Here is an 18,519-nt window from a genome sequence, read left to right as displayed (position 1 = left end):
ACCCCCCACCATGCGATGAGGAGTCATATCCGGTATTAGACCCAGTTTCCCAGGCTTATCCCAGAGTTAAGGGCAGGTTACTCACGTGTTACTCACCCGTTCGCCACTAATCACCGGTGCAAGCACCGGGTCATCGTTCGACTTGCATGTGTTAAGCACGCCGCCAGCGTTCATCCTGAGCCAGGATCAAACTCTCCGTTGAAGTAAAACAGACACAACCAGGAAACCCGGGAAAACGGGACAACCAGGCTGCACAAAATTTGAAACCAGCCAAAAACACCAGACCACACCACGGGGTGGCGGGCCCGGCACATTCAACCAATCCATTACAATAAATTGGTATCAACAAACTTGGCACACTATTGAGTTCTCAAACAACAGACACACCCGGCACCACCACAACCACATTTCGGTCGAGGATCGCTCCGGAGCAACTTTTCAAGCTTACCCGGCCGCTTCACCCTAGTCAAATCGGCGATCCAAACTCAGTCTTGCCATAGGCTTCTGGGTCTTGGTGGCCGTTCAACTCCGGGGAGCAGCGCGGAAATAAACTCTACCACCACTTGGCTCTGCTGACAAAGCGACCTGAAAGACGGTGCAGAAAAGCCCGGAATCACGGGGATTCCGGGCCTCTCACAGAAGCTCCTCAGCGCCACCCGCCCGGAAGATTGTCCCGGGCGGTGCGCCTAACCCAAGTGCGCCTAAACCAGCGGCTTGAAGTACGCCGCCCCGAGCGGAGGCAGGGTCACGACGAGCGCGGCCGGCTGTCCGTCGAGGCCGTCCTTCGTAGCAGTCAGGGTTCCGGTGTTCTCCACCCCGGAACCGCCATAGCTGGCGGCGTCGGTGTTGAGCACTTCCTGCCATTCGCCGGCCGCCGGGACGCCCAGGATGTAGTCCGTGTGCGGGCCGCCGGAGAAGTTCACGGCGCAGACCAGCGGGTTGCCGTCCGCATCGCGGCGGATGAACGTCAGCACGTTCCGGTCCGAGTCTCCCCCGTTGATCCACTGGAAGCCCTCGGGCTGGTTGTCCTGCTGGTACAGGGCCGGCGTGGAACGGTACAGCTCGTTGAGGTCCTTGGTCAGCAGCTGCATGCCGTTGTGTGCCGGGATGTCGGCGAGATACCAGTCCAGGCCGTACTGCTCCGACCACTCCGCTTCCTGGCCGAATTCGGTGCCCATGAAGATCAGCTGCTTGCCCGGGTGGGCCCACTGATAGCCCAGGAACGCGCGCAGGTTGGCCAACTGCTGCCACCGGTCCCCTGGCATTTTGCGCAGCATGGAGCCCTTGCCGTGCACCACTTCGTCATGGCTGATCGGCAGGAGGAAGTTTTCCGAGAAGGCATAGACCATCGAGAAGGTGATGGTGCCGTGGTGCCACCTGCGGTTGTACGGGTCCTCGGCCATGTACTGGAGCGAGTCATGCATCCAGCCCATGTTCCATTTGAGGCCGAAGCCCAGGCCGCCGCCGCTCGTGGGTGCGGTGACACCGGGGAATGCGGTGGATTCCTCGGCGATCATGACGGCACCGGGGTGGGTCTTGTAGACCGTGGCGTTGACCTCCTGGAGGAAGGAGATCGCCTCAAGGTTTTCGCGGCCGCCGAAGCGGTTGGGCTGCCATTGCCCCTCTTCGCGCGAGTAGTCGAGGTACAGCATGGAGGCGACGGCATCCACGCGCAGCCCGTCGATGTGGAACTCTTCGAGCCAGTACAGCGCGTTGGCCACCAGGAAGTTGCGCACCTCCGTGCGGCCGAAATCGAAGATCAGTGTTCCCCAGTCCGGGTGTTCGCCGAGGTTCGGATCGGCGTGCTCGTACAGGGGTTCGCCGTCGAACCGGGCCAGGGCCCACTCGTCCTTGGGGAAGTGTGCCGGAACCCAGTCAAGGAGGACGCCGATGCCGGCCTGGTGGAGTTCATCGACGAGGTGCCGGAATTCGTCCGGGTGCCCAAAGCGCGAGGTCGGCGCGAAGTAGGAGGTGACCTGGTACCCCCAGGAGCCGCCGAAGGGGTGCTCGGCCACAGGCATGAATTCCACGTGGGTGAAGCCGAGCCATTTGACGTACTCCACGAGTTCCTTGGCAAGTTCGCGGTAGCCCAGCCCCATTCGCCACGAGCCAAGGTGGACCTCGTAGACGCTCATGGGCGAGTTGTGCGGATCGCGCTCGGTGCGGGCCTGCATCCACTCGGCATCCTTGAAGACGTAGGAGGGCTCCACCACGCGGGAAGCCGTCAGGGGCGGGATCTCGGTCCCGAAGGCCAGCGGGTCCGCTTTCTCCACCCAGTATCCGTGCCGGGTCCTGATTTCAAACTTGTAGCACGCCCCTGCTACAACGCCTGGGATGAAGAGCTCCCAGACGCCGCTGGAACCCAGCGAGCGCATGGAGTGTTCCCGGCCGTCCCAGCCGTTGAAGTCACCCTTGACGCGCACTGCCTGGGCGTTCGGGGCCCAGACGGCGAAGGACACGCCGTCGACGTCGCCCAGCGAGGACTTGTAGTGCTGGACATGCGCGCCCAGAACATCCCACAGGCGCTCGTGCCGGCCCTCACCGATCAGGTGCAGGTCCACTTCGCCGATGGTCGGCAGGTAGCGATAGGGATCGTCCATGACCTGCGGTTCGTGGTCCTTGTACGTCACCTCGAGGCGGTAGTCCGGCACGTGGCCGCGCTCGATCGGTTCCATCACTGCCACCCACACGCCGTCCGCTTCGTGCGTCATGGGCACCGTGTCTGCCGAGGTCACGACGGAGACGGCTTCCGCAAGGTGCTTCACGGTCCGGATCGTGACGTGGCCGTGGTCATCAAGGTGGGCACCAAGGACCGAGTGGGGCGCATGGTGTTCGCCGGTCGCGACCCTCGCCAAGGTCTCAACGTCCACGGGCAGTGGTGCGCCGGGCCGATCGATACGTGCTGATCCTGTCATTTTTATACCTTCCGATGCGGTTTCGGCGGCGACGCCGGAACCTGTACTGCCGAGGAGACGACGCGATGCATTCACCGGAATGGGGAGCCAGTCCGGCCTGTTCCTTAGTTCGTAGATGACTTCATAGAGGGCTTTGTCGAGCCACAGCGCCACAAAGAGCGGCGAGTCGCGGTCGATGCTGCCTGGGATTACTTCGGCGTAGCCGGCCAGGAAGGCCTCAGCGCAGTCGTCCACCCAGGTCCCCGGCACCACGGCACCGGGATTTTCGCGGACCGCGGCACCGGCGGCGTAGTCGAAGGACCGCAGCATGCCCACGACGTCGCGAAGTGGGACGTCGGGGAAGCTGCGTTCGGAGATGGGGCGCAGAGGTTCGCCCTCGAAGTCGAGGATGGCCCAGCGCGGCGCCCCGGGCTCGCCCGGGACGGTACTGCCCTGGACCTGCAGGATCTGCCCGAGGTGGAGGTCGCCGTGGATACGCTGGAGCGGCCCGGCGCTGGCGCCTTCGAGCCGGCCGAGGAGACCGTCCAGCGCTTCTTCGTACGGCCCGACGGCGTTGGACGCCTGGGCCCAGGACTGGCGGACGCGCTGGGCTACTCCCGGAGCGATGTCCTGCCCCGGCGCAGATTCGGCGGCTGTGCCCAGTGCCTCGGCGAGCCTCCGGTGCACGGTGGCCGTCGCCGCGCCCAGAGCGTGGGCTTCGGCAGCGAACCCGATCCCCCGGCTGGCCGCATCCACGGCGAGCCGCCAGGCATCGAGTCCGCCGGCGAGGAATTCGTGCGCCACAGCGAGCTCGCCGCGGGCAGGACGGGCGGCTTCGGACGACTCCGCCCCGAGTGCAGCGGCCGGAGTCTCCCACTCGCCGGTTACCCAGCCCAGGGTTGCCGGGACCTCCTCGGTGCGCCCTGCCGTCAGCGCCGCACCGATTTCAACCTCGGGGTTCTGGCCTTCGGACAGCACGCGGAAGAACTTCACGATGGCGACTGTGCCGCCGTCGTCGTCGTCGACTATTACCGAACTGTTCGACTGCTCGCCGGCGAGCACCTTGACCTTGCCCGTTGCGAACGGCAGGCGGTAGCCGGAGTCCACCAGGTGGCCGGTGGCGTTCCCCGACGGCGTACTCCCGCCATGGCGCATGAGCTCCAGCCAGGCGGCGACGAAGGAGGCGTCATGGACGCCGTCATAGACCCACCGGTGGGCGGCATCCGTGCGCGTGCCAGGAAGTTCGCCGATCAGCGCGCGCTCTGCACCCGGCAGGGGCTCTGGCCGGAAACTGAGCGGCACTTGGACGATGTCGGTCCGGCTGCCACCGGGTGTGGGGTAGGACACCGCAACCAGCAACACCTCAAATTCTGCCCCGCCGGGGGTACCCTCGCCCGTGGCGGTCTCAAGGCGCAGGCCGCCCGCCGGCTCGAAGGTGAACTCGGCAGTCTTGACGGGGAACCATCGCTGGCGCGGCAGCCAGGCGCCGAGCAGTCCGCTCAAGGCCGGGGCAAGGTTCGGTCGAGTCATTTTTCAACCCTCGATGGACAGGATAGGCATCGCCTGCGTGAACGGGGATGCCGGGTTGGAGGCGGCGGAACGGATCCGTAACCAGAAGAAATCGTGGCTGCCCAAGGTCAGCGTCAGCGCTCCGTCCTCGCCGATGGCCGGGAACGCCTGGCCGCCGAAGACGTCCCGAAGGCCCCTGCCGGCGAAGCTGGGCACGCGCAGCGTGGTCGCCACAGGGTGTTGGGAGAGGTTGAAGGCACAAAGGATGGTCTCGGCGTCCGCGCCTGCAGCGTTGCCTTCCGGGAGTTCACGCAGGTAAGCGAGGACGACGTCGTGGTCAGCCTCCACGTGCTTGAATGCGCCGAGTCCGAAGGCGGGGTGGTTCTTGCGGACGCTCAGGATCTGCCGGGTCCAGCGCAGCAGTGACCCCGAATGGGCGGCCTCGGCTTCCACGTTCGCCATGCTGTAGTTGTAGACCAGCGACTGGATCACTGGCAGGTACAGCTTGCCGGGGTCCGCACCGGAGAACCCGGCGTTTCGGTCCGGGTTCCATTGCATCGGGGTGCGGACGGCGTCGCGGTCCTCGAGCCAGATGTTGTCCCCCATCCCGATCTCGTCCCCGTAGTACAGGAACGGGCTGCCCGGCAGGGATAGCAGCAGGGCGTTGATGAGCTCGATTTCGGAGCGGGAGTTGTCCAGCAGCGGGGCCAGCCTGCGTCGGATGCCGATGTTGGCGCGCATGCGCGGATCCGGCGCGTACCAGCCGAGCATCGCGGCGCGCTCGTCGGAGGTGACCATTTCCAGCGTCAGTTCGTCGTGGTTGCGCAGGAACGTGCCCCACTGGGCGCCTTCGGGGATGTCAGGGGTGTCCTTCATCGTCTCGATGATGGGGGCCGCCTTCTGGTCACGCAGCGCGTAGTAGAGGCGCGGCATGATCGGGAAGTGGAACGCCATGTGGCACTCCGGTTCCTCTTCGGTGCCGAAGTACTCCACCACCTCGGCCGGCGGCTGGTTGGCCTCGGCAATGATTACCCGGCCCGGGTAGCTTTCATCGACCATCCGGCGCAGCTGGCGCAGGAATTCGTGGGTTTGGGGCAGGTTCTCGCAGTTGGTGCCCTCCTCCTCGAACAGGTACGGAATGGCGTCCGCCCGGAAGCCGTCGATGCCCTGGTCCAGCCAGAACCGCACGACGTCGAAGAGCGCGTCAATGACTTTGGGGTTCTCGAAGTTGAGGTCGGGCTGGTGGCTGAAGAACCGGTGCCAGAAGAACTGCCGGCGGATGGGGTCGAAGGTCCAGTTGGATTCCTCCGTGTCCACGAAGATGATGCGGGCGTCTTCATACTTCTCGTCCGTATCGCTCCAGACGTAGAAGTCGCCAAAGGGACCGTCGGGGTCCTTGCGCGACTCTTGGAACCAGGGGTGCTGGTCGGAGGTGTGGTTCAGCGGAAGGTCGATGATCACCCGGACGCCGCGGGCGTGCGCCTCCGCCACAAGCCGCTTGAAGTCGCTGATGGTGCCGAACTCGTCCAACACGGAGTTGTAGTCCGAGATGTCGTAGCCGCCGTCGCGCAGCGGTGACTGGAAGAACGGCGGGAGCCAGAGGCAGTCCACGCCCAGCCACTGCAGGTAGTCCAGTTTGTCGATCAGGCCGTGGAAATCGCCCGAGCCGTCTCCGTTTCCGTCGGCGAAGCCCCGGACGAGCACCTCGTAGAAGACCGCCTTGCGGTACCAGAGGGGATCATGCTGGAGCCCTGGAGCGTTCAGTTCAAAGCTCCCCCTCGGGCTGAAGTGCTGGCTGGGGTTCTGCGGGCTGAAACTCACTGGCACTACCTCCGGATGCTAAGAACGTGAACAGGCTCGACGTGCGGGTCCAGGCGGACGTAGTTGTATTCCCCCCATTCCCAACTCTCGCCGGTCAGCAGGTCATCAACCATGAAACGGCCGTTGTGCGTGAAGTTCTCCGGGTCCAGTTCCAGCGCCGGCAGGTCCAGGGATACGGTGCTCTCCCGGGTGCTGTGCGGGTCCACGTTGACGACGATGATCAGGGTGTCCTTGGTCCCGTCAGGGAGGGTCTTGTGCTTGGAGTACACTACGGTGGAGCTGTCCGAGCTCTGGTGCACCGTCAGGTTCTGCAGATCTCCCAGGGCCGGGTGCGCGTGGCGGATCGCGTTGAGCCGGGTCAGGTACGGGGCCAGGGTGCGCCCGGATTCGGCCGCCGCGTCCCAGTCGCGGGACTTGTACTCAAACTTCTCGTTGTCGATGTACTCCTCGGCGCCGGGACGTGCCACGTGTTCGTAGAGCTCAAAGCCGGCGTACACGCCCCAGATGGGGCTTGCCGTCGCGGCCAGGGCGGCACGGATCTTGAAGGCCGCCGGGCCGCCGAACTGCAGGTATTCGGTGAGGATGTCCGGGGTGTTGACGAAGAAGTTCGGCCGGAAGTAGGCCGCCGATTCGTGGCTGACCTCCTGGAAGTACTTCTCCAGTTCTTCCTTGGTGTTCCGCCAAGTGAAATACGTGTAGGACTGCTGGAAGCCGGCACGGCCAAGAGCGTGCATCATGGCCGGGCGGGTGAATGCCTCGGCCAGGAAGACGACGTCGGGGTGCTTCTTATTGACCTTGCCAATCAGCCATTCCCAGAACCACACGGGTTTGGTGTGCGGATTGTCCACCCGGAAAACCTTGACGCCGTGGCTGACCCAGAGCATGACGATCCGGAGAATTTCGTTGGACAGCCCGGCGGGGTCGTTGTCGAAATTCAGCGGGAAAATGTCCTGGTATTTCTTCGGCGGATTCTCCGCGTAGGCAATAGTCCCATCGACGCGCGTGGTGAACCATTCCGGATGGCTTTGCACCCACGGGTGGTCCGGCGCAGCTTGCAGCGCCAGGTCCAAGGCCACTTCCAGTCCCAGTTCGCCGGCCCGCGCCACGAAGGCGTCGAAGTCCTCGAAGGTGCCCAGGTCCGGGTGGATGGCGTCGTGGCCGCCCTCATGGGACCCGATGGCCCACGGCGAACCGGGATCATGCGGCCCGGCGATCAGGGTGTTGTTCGGTCCCTTGCGGTGCTGGACACCGATCGGGTGGATCGGCGGCATGTAGATGATGTCAAAACCCATGGCGGCGACGGCGTCGAGGCGCTGCGCGGCGGTGCGGAAGGTACCGGAGGTCCATTCCCCCGTTTCGTGGTTGCGCACGGCACCTTCGGAACGCGGAAAGAATTCGTACCAGGCGCCGGACCCGGCAAGCGTTCGCTCCACCAGCAGCGGGTAGGGCTCGGAAACCGTCACAAATTCACGGATGGGCTGGCGTTCGACGACGGCAGCCACGTCGGCGCCGAAGCCGGCGGCGAGGCGCTCCTCGGGTGTCCGGGAAGTATCGGAGAGGACGACGACGGCCATCCGCAGCGTCCGGCGGTCACCGGAGGGGCGCGAGGCGTCCTCGGAGGCCTCCGCCAGCAGTGCGGCACCTTCGGCCAGCATGAGCTCGACGTCGATGCCGGCCTCCACCTTGACCTCGGCGTTGTGGTGCCAGGTGCCGTAGCGGTCGTGCCAGGTCTCGATGACGAAGGACCAGTTGCCGGTGGCGGGCGGGGTCAGGAGGCCTTCCCAGCGGTCCGTGCCCATTCCGCGCGGTCCGCGCGGCGGGGCGAGGCGGACCCGCTGCCGCTCTTTGCCGCGGGGGTCGAGCAGGACGGCGCTGACGCCGAGCTGGTCGTGTCCCTCCCGGAACGCGGTGGCTCCCACGACAATGGTTTGGCCCTCGACGGCTTTGGCGGGGAACTTTCCGCCGTCCACCGAAGGCTGCACGGCGGTGATCGGAAAGCGGCCAAATCGAAGGCCATCCGTGATCAGGGCCTTGGGCTTTTGCTTGGACACGGCGCTGGTTCGCGAGTTATTCGTCACAGCCTCGACGTTATCTACAAAACGGCCAGAATGCTAAGCCCTCGAACGTTTTCCGGAGGTTTCCGGTTCTGGTCGGACCGATATTCGTCATTTACAGGAAAGAATCTTAAAGCGGTTCCGGGGCAACGACTTGTCCGTTAGTGTTTCGCAGGTGAAGGCAATCCGCAGATTTACTGTCCGAACCGTTCTCCCGGAGTCGATCCGGCCGCTGGCCCGGCTCGCCACCAATCTCCGGTGGTCCTGGCATCGGCCCACCCGGGAGCTTTTTGAGGGGCTCAATCCCGGGATCTGGGCGGAGAGCGCCCACGACCCGGTGACTTTTCTCGGCCTGGTAAGCCGGGAAGAGCTGCAGCGCCTCGCTGCGGACCAGGACGTTGTGCAGCGTGTTCATGCCGCAGCCGACGACCTCGACCAGTACCTGGAACAGCCGCGCTGGTACCAGAGCCTGGGCGACGGCGCACCGGCGTGCATCGCCTACTTCTCGCCCGAATTCGGCATCACCGAGGTCCTGCCGCAGTACTCTGGCGGCCTTGGCATCCTGGCCGGAGACCACCTGAAAGCGGCCTCGGATCTTGGCGTGCCGCTGATCGGCGTCGGCCTCCTGTACCAGGCCGGCTACTTCAAGCAGTCGCTGTCCCGGGACGCCTGGCAGCAGGAAACTTACCCGGTCCTCGACCCGGACGGGCTCCCCCTGACGCTCCTGCGCGAGGCCGCCCCGGACGGCAACGGCAAACCGATCCAGATTTCCCTTCCCCTCCCCAACGGCCGGCGCCTGCTGGCGCACGTGTGGCGGGCCGACGTCGGACGCGTTCCGCTGCTGCTGCTGGATTCCAACGTTCCGGGCAATGACGAATCCGCCCGCGGCATCACCGACCGCCTGTACGGCGGCGGCGGTGACCACCGGCTGCAGCAGGAACTCCTGCTGGGCATGGGCGGGGTCAAGGCGCTGCGCGAGTTCCAGCGGCTCACGGGCGTCCCCGCGCCGGAGGTCTTCCACACCAACGAAGGCCACGCCGGGTTCCTCGGCGTCGAGCGGATCCAGGAATTGATGTCCGGCCCGGAGCCGCTCAGCTGGGAGGAAGCCCTGGCCGCCGGGCGGGCGTCCACGGTGTTCACCACCCACACGCCGGTCCCGGCGGGCATCGACCGTTTCGAGATCTCCCAGATCCAGCACTTCTTCGAAGCCGGACTCGCCCCGGACGTCCCGGTCGCAAAGATCCTGGATCTGGGCCGTGAGGACTTCGCCGACGGCAACCCGTTCGTGTTCAACATGGCCGTCATGGGACTGCGGCTGGCCCAGCGGGCCAACGGTGTGGCCAAACTGCACGGCGTAGTCTCCCGCGGAATGTTCTCCGCCCTCTGGCCGGGCTTCGACCACTCCGAAATCCCCATCACGTCCGTCACTAACGGCGTGCACGTCCCCACCTGGGTGGACCCCCGGATCTCCGCGTTGGCGCGGGACCAGTTCGGCACCGAAGCGGAGGCGCAGGGCCGTTGGGACCTGGCCTACAACGTCACCGACGAGGATCTCTGGGCATTGCGGCGCGAGATGCGGGTCTCGTTGGTGGATGATGTACGCCGCCGGCTCCGGGCCGCCTGGAAGAAGCGCGGCGCGGCCGACGCCGAGCTGGCGTGGACGGACTCCGTCCTGGACCCGGACGTCCTGACCATTGGCTTTGCCCGCCGCGTGCCGACCTACAAGCGGCTGACCCTGATGCTGCGCGACCCCGAACGGCTCAAGGCGCTGCTGCTGCACAAGACGCACCCAATCCAGCTGGTCATCGCCGGGAAGTCGCATCCGGCCGACGACGCCGGCAAGAAGATGATCCAGGACCTGGTCCGGTTCACCGACGATCCCGCTGTGCGGCACCGGATCGCGTTCCTGCCCAACTACGACATCGCCATGGCCCGGACGCTGTTCCCCGGCTGTGATGTGTGGCTGAACAACCCGCTGCGCCCCCTGGAGGCTTGTGGAACGTCCGGCATGAAGGCTGCCCTGAACGGTTCGCTGAACCTCTCGGTCATGGACGGCTGGTGGGACGAGATGTACGACGGCGAGAACGGCTGGGCGATCCCGACCGCCAACAACGACGCTTCCCCGGAAGAACGTGACGACATCGAGGCGGCGGCACTGTACGAGCTGCTCGAGACGCAGGTGGCACCGCGGTTCTACGGGCTGACCGTGTCCGACGCGGCCGGAGCCGCGGGACCGTCCCAGCCCGGCCCGCAGAAGGTTCCCACCCACTGGGTCTCCATGATCAAGCACACCATGTCCCACCTTGGCCCGGCGGTTTCCGCGGAACGGATGCTCCGGGACTACGTCAACGTGCTGTACCGGCCCGCCGCGATCGCAGGACGCCGCGCGGTGGCCGATAGCTACGCCCAGGCCAAGGCGCTGGCGGCGTGGACCTCTCGGATCCGGGCCGCCTGGCCGCAGATCCAGGTGGAACACGTCGACTCGGTGGGGGTCTCCGAGGACCCGCAGATCGGCGACCTGCTGCAGGTCAATGCGTACGTGGCCCTGCGTGAGCTCTCCCCGGACGACGTCTATGTTGAAGTGGCCTACGGCCGGGCCGAGGACACGGACGAGCTGACGGACATCACGGTCGCGGAGCTGAAGGCCGCCGAAGACCTCGGCAAGGGCCGGCACCTCTTCAGCGGCACGCTGGTGATCGACCGTTCGGGGTCCTTCGGCTACACCGTGCGCGTGCTCCCCAAGAATGAGGCGCTGGCGTCCAAAGCGGAACTTGGCCTGATCGTCAACGCCTGATCGTCAGCGCCTGATCGTCAAGGCCTGATGTCGGCTAGAGGCAGACGGCGATGACGTCCAGGCTCTTGCCGGCGTAGCCTTCGGCGTCCTGCAGCGTTTCGCAGATGACGGCGAAGGAGCGGTCCGCTCGGAGGGCGGCAGGCACCTGCCAGATAAAGGTGACGGGGGCCTCGCCGTCGTCCGTCACGGCATCCGCGACGTCGTGCAGCGAATCGTGCAGGGCATCCAGGTCCGTGCCATAGTCGTCCGGGACGTCCAGGAGCTCGCCGAACGTGTCCAGGACCGCCTGCTTGGTATCGGCGGCGGGGACCACCAGGGCGCGGCGGCCGGCGTCGTCGATTTGCGCCGTGAGTTCTTCGATGGTCCAGGTCTCAGCCGAGTAAATCTTCATGGGGTCCTTAATCTCGAAATAATTAGGTGCGGTAAATATTGATGGTGTTGGCCTGGACGAGGTCCCGCTCACCGGAGGCAACTCGGGCGCCCTGACGCCGGTCATGGAGTTCGGAAGTGGTCACGCGAAGCTCGAAGAGCCGGTGTCCGGTGCCGTCCTCGTTACTGAGCTGCGGCGGCAACGTGACCTTGACGTCGTCGGCGCCGCCGTTGACCACCACGAGGCCGTCGATGTGCCCGTCGTCGGAGCCGAGCAGGAGCTGGATCACGCGGTGGCCGGGGTCATGCCACGTGTCGGCTGACATGGGCTTGCCGTCCACATCGAACCAGTGGAAGTAGGACTGGTTGTCGCGCGCCGGATAATCATGCGGCTGGCTGGCCAGGAACTCCTTGCGAAGCCGGATGACGCGCTTGGTGGTGCGCAGCATCGCGTGGGATTCGGTGGTGCTGGTCCAGTCGATCCAGGTGAGGGCGTTGTCCTGGCAGTAGGCGTTGTTGTTGCCCTGCTGGGTCCGGCAGATCTCGTCCCCGGCGGTGATCATGGGCACGCCCTGGGAAATCATGAGGCAGGCCATCAGGTTCCGCCGGCTTTGGGCGCGCCGGGCGAGGATGTCGCCGTCTTCCGTGGGGCCCTCGAAGCCGTGGTTGTAGCTGCGGTTGTCGCCGTGGCCGTCCCGGTTCTGCTCACCGTTGACCTCGTTGTGCTTGCGGTCGTACGCCGTCAGATCGGCCAGGGTGAAGCCGTCGTGGGCCGTGACCAGGTTCAGCGAGGCAAGCCGGGACCGGCCCGAAGACTCGAACAGCCGGGCCGAACCAGAGAGAGCGTCCGCGAGGCGGGCCACCGGCCCGCCGCTGCCGCCGCCGTCGATCGCGGCGCGGTCAGCCAACCAAAAGCTGCGGACGGCGTCGCGGAAATGGTCGTTCCAGTCCACCCATCCTGCCGGAAACCGGCCGGTCTGCCAGCCGCCGTAGCCAACGTCCCAGGGTTCGGAAATCAACTTCACGCCGGACAGGACAGGATCGGCGCCCACCGCGACGAGGAAGGGGTGCCGCGGATCGAATTCGTTGGCGCTGTTGCGGCAAAGCGTGACGGCAAGGTCAAAGCGGAAGCCATCGATGTGGAACTCGCTCACCCAGTAGCGCAGGGAATCCAGCACCAGCTGCACCACGCGGGGTTCGCCGAAGTTCAGGCTGTTGCCGCAGCCCGTGGTGTCGACATACTTGCCGTGGCCGTCGTTGCGGTAGTACTGCATCTCGCCCAGGCCGCGGAAGCTCAGGGTGGGACCGTCCGTGCCGCCCTCGGCGGTGTGGTTGTACACGACGTCGAGGATGACCTCGAGCCCGGCGGCATGCAGCAGCTTGACCATGCCCTTGAACTCGTCCTGGACCGCATGGGCGCCGGCGGCCTGGGCGGCCTCGGTGGCGTAGCCGGGGTGCGGTGCGAAAAAGGCGGCCGTGTTGTAGCCCCAGTAGTTCGTCAGCCCGAGCTGCTGCAGGTGCGGCTCATCCACGTGGAAATGGACGGGCAGGAGCTGGATCGCCGTGACGCCCAGCGAGATCAGGTGCTCGATCATGGCCGGGTGGGCCATCCCGGCGTAGGTCCCCTGCAATTCCTCCGGAATATCCGGGTGAAGCTTCGTCTGGCCGCGGACGTGGGCCTCGTAGACGATGGTGTTGCGCCACGGGACGCGGGGGCTGCGGTCCAGGCCCCAGTCAAAGTCGCTGCCGACCCGGACACTGGTGATCAGGCCCTCACGTTCGTCGACGGCCCGCCCGTAAGGGTCCATCAACAGCGGCTGCTCGCCGACGGCATCAAAATCGGTGGCGGGCATGGACAGCGGCAGGGCCTCGTGTTCCGGGGAGGACCGGAAACCGTAGCGCGAACCGGCGGGAATGCCCTCCACAATGCCGTGGTGGACGCCGTCAGTGTAATTGGGCAGGGTCTTTACCTGCCAGGTACCCCCGGGCGCCTGATACGCGATCTCCAGGGTGGTCACGCCGGGCGCGTAGACGGCCACGTTGGCGAACTCACCCCGGGGATCGTCCACTGCCGGTGAGCCGGTGTGCGGAATGCTGATCCCCAGCGGAAACGCCCGCGAAGCGTCTACGGTGGAAGCTGTATCTATGTAAGACATAACCATTGCTTAAAGCTTAGCCGGGCCGGACAAATGGCCCCCGTTTTCGTTTTCATGACGTTTTGCAGTGTACGGACCGCCGCACTGCATACTGTAATGGAGCGCCGAGTTGGAGGTAATTGTGCGCGTTGCATTAGCCCAAATCATCACCGGCCGCGATCTGGCCGCGAACCTGGCCCTCGTGGACGCCTACACGCGCCAGGCCAAGGCCGGCGGCGCGGACCTGGTGGTGTTCCCCGAAGCCACCATGCGGGCCTTCGGCAATTCGCTCCTGGATATCGCCGAGCCTCTGGACGGCCCATGGGCTGCACGCGTGCGCGCCCTCGCCGCGGAACTCGGCATCGTGATCGTCGCCGGGATGTTCACCCCGGGCACGGCCGGTCACGGCTCCAAGGTGCGCAACACCCTGCTGGTCACCGGCCCCGGCCTCGAGGCCAGCTACGACAAAATCCACCTGTTCGATGCCTTCGGTTTCGCCGAATCGGACACGGTTGACGCTGGCACCGCCCCCGTCACGTTCGAGCTCGACGGCGTGACCTTCGGCCTCGCCACGTGCTACGACGTCCGCTTCCCGGACCTGTTCACGGAAAACGCGGATCGCGGCGCCGACGTCAACATTGTGTGCGCCTCCTGGGGTTCGGGCCCCGGCAAGGCCGATCAGTGGAAGCTCCTGGCCCGCGCCCGCGCCCTGGACTCCACCACTCTGGTCCTCGCCTGCGGCCAGGGCGACCCCGCCAGCGTCGGTCACCCGGTCAAGGGTTCCGCCCCCACCGGCGTCGGGCACTCCGTGGTGGTCTCCCCCATGGGCGACATCCTGCAAGAGCTCGACGGCGCCCCGGGCCTGCTGTTCGCCGACCTCGACACCGCCACCGTCAAGGAAGCCCGAACCAAACTCCCGGTCCTAGTCAACCGCCACAAGTTCTAAGAACTCGGCTACGGTTCGCCGTGGTCAGGTCTTCCGTGGTTACGTCCCGCGGTCACCGGCGCCTTTCCCGTGGTCACCTCCGCAGGCAACGGCGCCCTGCCGTCGCTTAGGGGTCAGCCCCCTTCCTCCCGCCGCCTACTTCGGCCGCGGCCGGCTTCATTCGGCTCTGGTCGGCGATGCGCTCCTTAGCAAGACACCGCTGCCCGCTCGAATTCAGCCCAACCCGCGTCTAGCACTTCGGTATTCACAACGACTTCCGCGGCCTATTCAGCCTGGCGACGCGCAAACGCCCTGGTGCTAGGGGTATTCGGGTCGCGGGAAGAGATCAGCGCGTCGCAGAGGGAAATGCGCGTCGCAGGAAGGAACGTGCGTCCTGCGTCGATGTACTTCGGAGGAACATCAGAACCGAGGAGAACCCCGATTCTGAGCATTAAAGGCAACTGCTCCCTCACGAGATGAACTGCTCCCCAGAAGCTGGAACTGAATATCTCAGTCCAACTTCCGGGGAGCAGTTCAAGAAGTGAGGGAGCGTTGGCCGACCTACGACGAAACGTGAGGCAGCGTTTGACGTTTTACGACGAAAGGTGAGCGAGGCTCATCGCCGGAGCCGGAGTTTTGCTAAGGAGCGCATCGCCGACCGGAACCGCGTAAGGCCGCCAGCGGCCGCACGAGGTGCAGGGAGGAAGGACAGCCCCGAGGGCCCCGAACTGAGCTTGCGAAGTTTGGGAAGGGGCTGACCGCTAAGCGACGGCAAAACTTTGGTTGCGGCGGACCCAGCCACGACTCCGGTTACGGCGGACCCAACCGCAACGAGCGCTGCGGCGGGCCCGATACCGAGCTAACGCTGATTACTTTGCGGCGCGCTGGCGGGAGATTTCGTAGAGGGAGATGCCGACTGCCATGGAGGCGTTGAGTGATTCCATGGCGGAGTCGATCGGGATGGAGACGATCTGGTCGCAGTTTTCGCGGACCAGGCGGCTCAGGCCCTTGCCCTCGGAACCAACGACAATGCACACCGGTTCGGTTGCCAGGGCGAGCTCGGGCAGCGAGACGTCGCCGTCGCCGTCGAGACCCAGGACGTAGATGCCCATGTTCTTGAAGGCCTTGAGCGTGTTGTTCAGGTTGGCCGCGCGTGCGACGGGGACGCGGACGGCCGCGCCGGCGCTGGTCTTCCAGGCCGAGGCCGTGACACCCACGGAGCGGCGTTCCGGGACGATGACGCCGTGGCCGCTGAAGGCCGAGACGGAGCGGATGATCGCGCCGAGGTTGCGGGGATCGGTGATGCCGTCGAGGGCAACGAAGAGCGGGGCGTTGGCTACGTGGCCCTTCTTCCAGGCCTCGATCGTCTCTTCGGCGAGCTCGTATGCGTCCTGGTATTCGTACGGCGGGATCTGCAGCACGAGGCCCTGGTGGATGGCGTCGTCGGTCATGCGGTCGAGCTCGGGCTTGCCGGTTTCCATCAGCGGGATGCCGCGTTCGGCGGCGAGCTTCAGGGATTCCTTGACGCGGTCGTCCATTTCGATGCGGACGGCGACGTGCAGGGCCTTGGCCGGGATGCCGGCACGCAGGGCTTCGACCACGGAGTTGCGGCCGGTGACGACCTCTTCCGTGGCGCGGCCCTTGGGTCCGGAGCGGCCGGTGCGGGCGGCGGCGCTGGTGGTGCGGCTTCCGCTGGCGCGCTTGGCTTCGGAGCGTTCCGAGAGCTGCTTGTTCTTGAACGCCTTGTGGTAGGGGCGGTCCTCCGCCTTCGGCGTGGGGCCCTTGCCCTCAAGTGCCTTGCGGCCGTGACCGCCGGTTCCGACGGAGGGGCCCTTCTTCAATTTGACCGAGCGGCGACCGTTGTTGGCCATGAGTTTCACCCTTTAAATACGCGATTCGTTGATAAGTCTGACCTCCAGTCTACTGACTCGAGTAAAATCCTCGACCGGAAGGGACGACGACGGCCCACTTCTCCGGCCGCCGTCAACGAGGATCAGCCGCGCTTGAGGCTCCAGCTCGCCCCGTCCGGGCCGTCCTCGACGACGACGCCGGCGGCGGCGAGCGTATCGCGGATGGCGTCCGAGGCGGCCCAGTCCTTGGCCGCCCGGGCGTGGGCCCGCGCCGTCAGCTGCGCCTCGACCAGAACGCCAAGGGCGGTGTTGGCCTGTTCGTCGGCGGCCGGTGTCGCGGTGGCGTTGAGGCCGAGAACGTCCACCATGGCGGTGACGCTGGCGAGTGCCTGCCCCGCGGCGTCGAGGTCTCCTTCGGTGAGCGCGGTGTTGCCGGCGCGGACGGTGTCGTGCAGGACGGCGAGGGCCTGCGGCACGTTGAGGTCATCGTCCATGGCGGCCGCGAAGGCATCCGGAACTGTGCCGTAGCTGAAGAAGCCGACGGCGCCGTCGTGCGTCGTCGCGCTCCGAAGTGCGCGGCTGATGAACCCGTCAATGCGTTCGACGGCGGCGGCGGCTTCCTGCAGGGAGGTCGGCTGGTAGTCCAGCACGGAGCGGTACTGCGCCTGCCCGAGGTAGTACCGGACAACCCGCGGCGGGGCGAGTTCGAGCATTTCGGCCGGGCTGACGGTGTTGCCGATGGACTTGGACATCTTTTCGCCGGCGTAGGTGACCATGCCGTTGTGCATCCAGAAGTTGGCGAAGCCGTGGCCGGCCGCCTGGGATTGTGCCATTTCGTTTTCGTGGTGCGGGAAGCGCAGGTCCAGTCCGCCACCGTGGATGTCGAACTCGGTGCCGAGGTACTTGGTGACCATCGCGGAGCATTCGAGGTGCCAGCCCGGGCGGCCGGGGCCCCACGGGGAGGACCAGCTCGCCGTCGTCGGCTCCCCGTCCTTGTAGCCCTTCCACAGCGCGAAGTCGCGCGGGTCCCGCTTACCGCGCGGGTCGGCGTCCGCGGCACCCTGCATGTCGTCGAGTTTTTGGCGCGTCAGGGTGCCGTACTTGGACCAGGAACGCACGTCGAAGTAGACGTCGCCGGAGTCGTCGAGGGCCGGGTAGGCGTGGCCGCGGTCGATCAGCTGCTGGATGAGGGCATGCATTTCCGGGATGTGGCCGGTGGCGCGGGGCTCATAGGTGGGACGGGAGACGCCCAGGGTGTCGTAGGCCTTGAGGAATTCCTGCTCGTAGCGGTAGGCGAGGGCCCACCATTCCTCGTTGCGCTGGGCTCCGGGCTCGTCCTCAAAATCGGGGCCGAAGGACGCGGCGGACTTGGCGAGGATCTTGTCGTCGATGTCGGTGACGTTGCGGACCGCCGTCACGCGGAAGCCGCGGTACTGCAGCCAGCGGGTCAGCTGGTCGAACGCGATGGCTGAGCGGATGTGGCCGACATGCGGCATGCCCTGCACGGTGGCTCCGCAGTAGTACAGGCTCACGTGGCCAGGTACCAGGGGGACGAAGTCGCGGACTTCGGCGGATGCAGTGTCGTAAAAGCGCAGGGTCACCGCTCCAGATTAGCCGATGGCGCTCCGCGGCCTTACCGGCGGCATTGCTGGCGGCGTTACTGACGCTTTGCTGGCGACCGGGAATCTGGAACCACCGCTCCGGCAACCTACTTGCAGTATTGCCCGATCTTGTTGATCTGCTCCGTGAGCTGGGCGGTCTGTTCGTCGGTCTTGGTTCCCGTGGGGCTTGCCGCGACCTGCTTCATGATCTCGGCCATCTGTTGGATGGGGGCGCCCACTTCCGGCGCCACCTTGTCCGCAACTTCCTGGTAGTGCTGGCCAATCTGCCCGGCCTGCTCCTTCGCGTTCCCGGTAGGCACGAAGGTATCGGTGTTGAGGAACTTGCAGCTTTCCTCGACACTCATCTTTGGCGTGGGGCTGGGCGTCGCCGTCGAGCCGGCACAGCCGCTCAGCATGGTCCCTGCCACGAGTACGACGGCGGTCAGCAGCTTTTTCACGGCAGGTCTCCTGGCTGTTTGGAACTGGCGGTCAGGCTTGGTCTTCACCCTCAAGCCTAGGGGACCGGGGCTGGGAGCGTTTAACCCTGCAGTGGCTGGCCTGCGGTGT

10 protein-coding genes and 1 rRNA gene are annotated in these 18,519 nt (G+C 65.8%); 2 read left to right on the top strand and 9 right to left on the bottom strand.

Annotated elements, in window-relative coordinates; all coding sequences use genetic code 11:
* The 4 genes from AC1DR1_RS09975 to AC1DR1_RS09960 form a co-directional block, all read right to left on the bottom strand.
* Positions 1-202: ribosomal RNA gene (locus AC1DR1_RS09975) — 16S ribosomal RNA — on the bottom strand; the annotation flags it as partial.
* A gap of 499 nt (positions 203-701) precedes the next feature.
* Positions 702-4,424, bottom strand: a complete 3,723-nt coding sequence (locus tag AC1DR1_RS09970; RefSeq protein ID WP_476992539.1) for a 1,4-alpha-glucan branching enzyme — start codon at positions 4,422-4,424, stop codon at positions 702-704.
* Positions 4,425-4,427: 3 nt separating this feature from the next.
* Positions 4,428-6,224, bottom strand: coding sequence for a maltose alpha-D-glucosyltransferase (gene treS / locus AC1DR1_RS09965; RefSeq protein ID WP_229992773.1), 1,797 nt, complete (start codon positions 6,222-6,224; stop codon positions 4,428-4,430).
* 5 nt (positions 6,225-6,229) lie between these two features.
* The gene (locus AC1DR1_RS09960) at positions 6,230-8,302 is read right to left on the bottom strand and encodes an alpha-1,4-glucan--maltose-1-phosphate maltosyltransferase (RefSeq protein WP_476992538.1); all 2,073 of its coding nucleotides are present in this window, start codon (positions 8,300-8,302) and stop codon (positions 6,230-6,232) included.
* 151 nt (positions 8,303-8,453) lie between these two features.
* On the opposite strand from AC1DR1_RS09960, the gene glgP reads away from it, so the two are divergent.
* Complete coding sequence (gene glgP, locus AC1DR1_RS09955; RefSeq protein WP_229992771.1) at positions 8,454-11,072, top strand: alpha-glucan family phosphorylase; 2,619 nt, start codon at positions 8,454-8,456, stop codon at positions 11,070-11,072.
* Positions 11,073-11,106: 34 nt separating this feature from the next.
* Here glgP and AC1DR1_RS09950 read toward each other — a convergent pair whose 3' ends face one another.
* Both AC1DR1_RS09950 and glgX read right to left on the bottom strand, forming a co-directional pair.
* On the bottom strand, positions 11,107-11,463 hold the full coding sequence (locus AC1DR1_RS09950; protein WP_229992770.1) for a barstar family protein: 357 nt from the start codon (positions 11,461-11,463) through the stop codon (positions 11,107-11,109).
* 22 nt (positions 11,464-11,485) lie between these two features.
* A complete protein-coding gene (gene glgX / locus AC1DR1_RS09945) occupies positions 11,486-13,603 on the bottom strand; it encodes a glycogen debranching protein GlgX (RefSeq protein ID WP_364748159.1) in 2,118 nt (705 codons plus the stop codon).
* 115 nt (positions 13,604-13,718) lie between these two features.
* Between glgX and AC1DR1_RS09940 the strand changes: the two genes are divergently transcribed.
* Entirely contained in the window at positions 13,719-14,522 is an 804-nt protein-coding gene (locus tag AC1DR1_RS09940; RefSeq protein ID WP_229992768.1) for a carbon-nitrogen hydrolase family protein, read from the top strand.
* 848 nt (positions 14,523-15,370) lie between these two features.
* On the opposite strand, the gene rlmB is transcribed toward AC1DR1_RS09940, so the two are convergent.
* The 3 genes from rlmB to AC1DR1_RS09925 form a co-directional block, all read right to left on the bottom strand.
* The gene (gene rlmB / locus AC1DR1_RS09935; protein ID WP_229992767.1) at positions 15,371-16,372 is read right to left on the bottom strand and encodes a 23S rRNA (guanosine(2251)-2'-O)-methyltransferase RlmB; all 1,002 of its coding nucleotides are present in this window, start codon (positions 16,370-16,372) and stop codon (positions 15,371-15,373) included.
* A gap of 122 nt (positions 16,373-16,494) precedes the next feature.
* Positions 16,495-17,952, bottom strand: coding sequence for a cysteine--tRNA ligase (gene cysS, locus AC1DR1_RS09930; RefSeq protein WP_229992766.1), 1,458 nt, complete (start codon positions 17,950-17,952; stop codon positions 16,495-16,497).
* Between the two features lie 107 nt (positions 17,953-18,059).
* Entirely contained in the window at positions 18,060-18,410 is a 351-nt protein-coding gene (locus tag AC1DR1_RS09925; protein WP_229992765.1) for a hypothetical protein, read from the bottom strand.
* Between the last annotated feature and the right edge of the window lie 109 nt (positions 18,411-18,519).

This window comes from Arthrobacter sp. P4_F10 (assembly GCF_056401435.1).
This window is presented reverse-complemented; position numbering and strand designations above follow the sequence as displayed.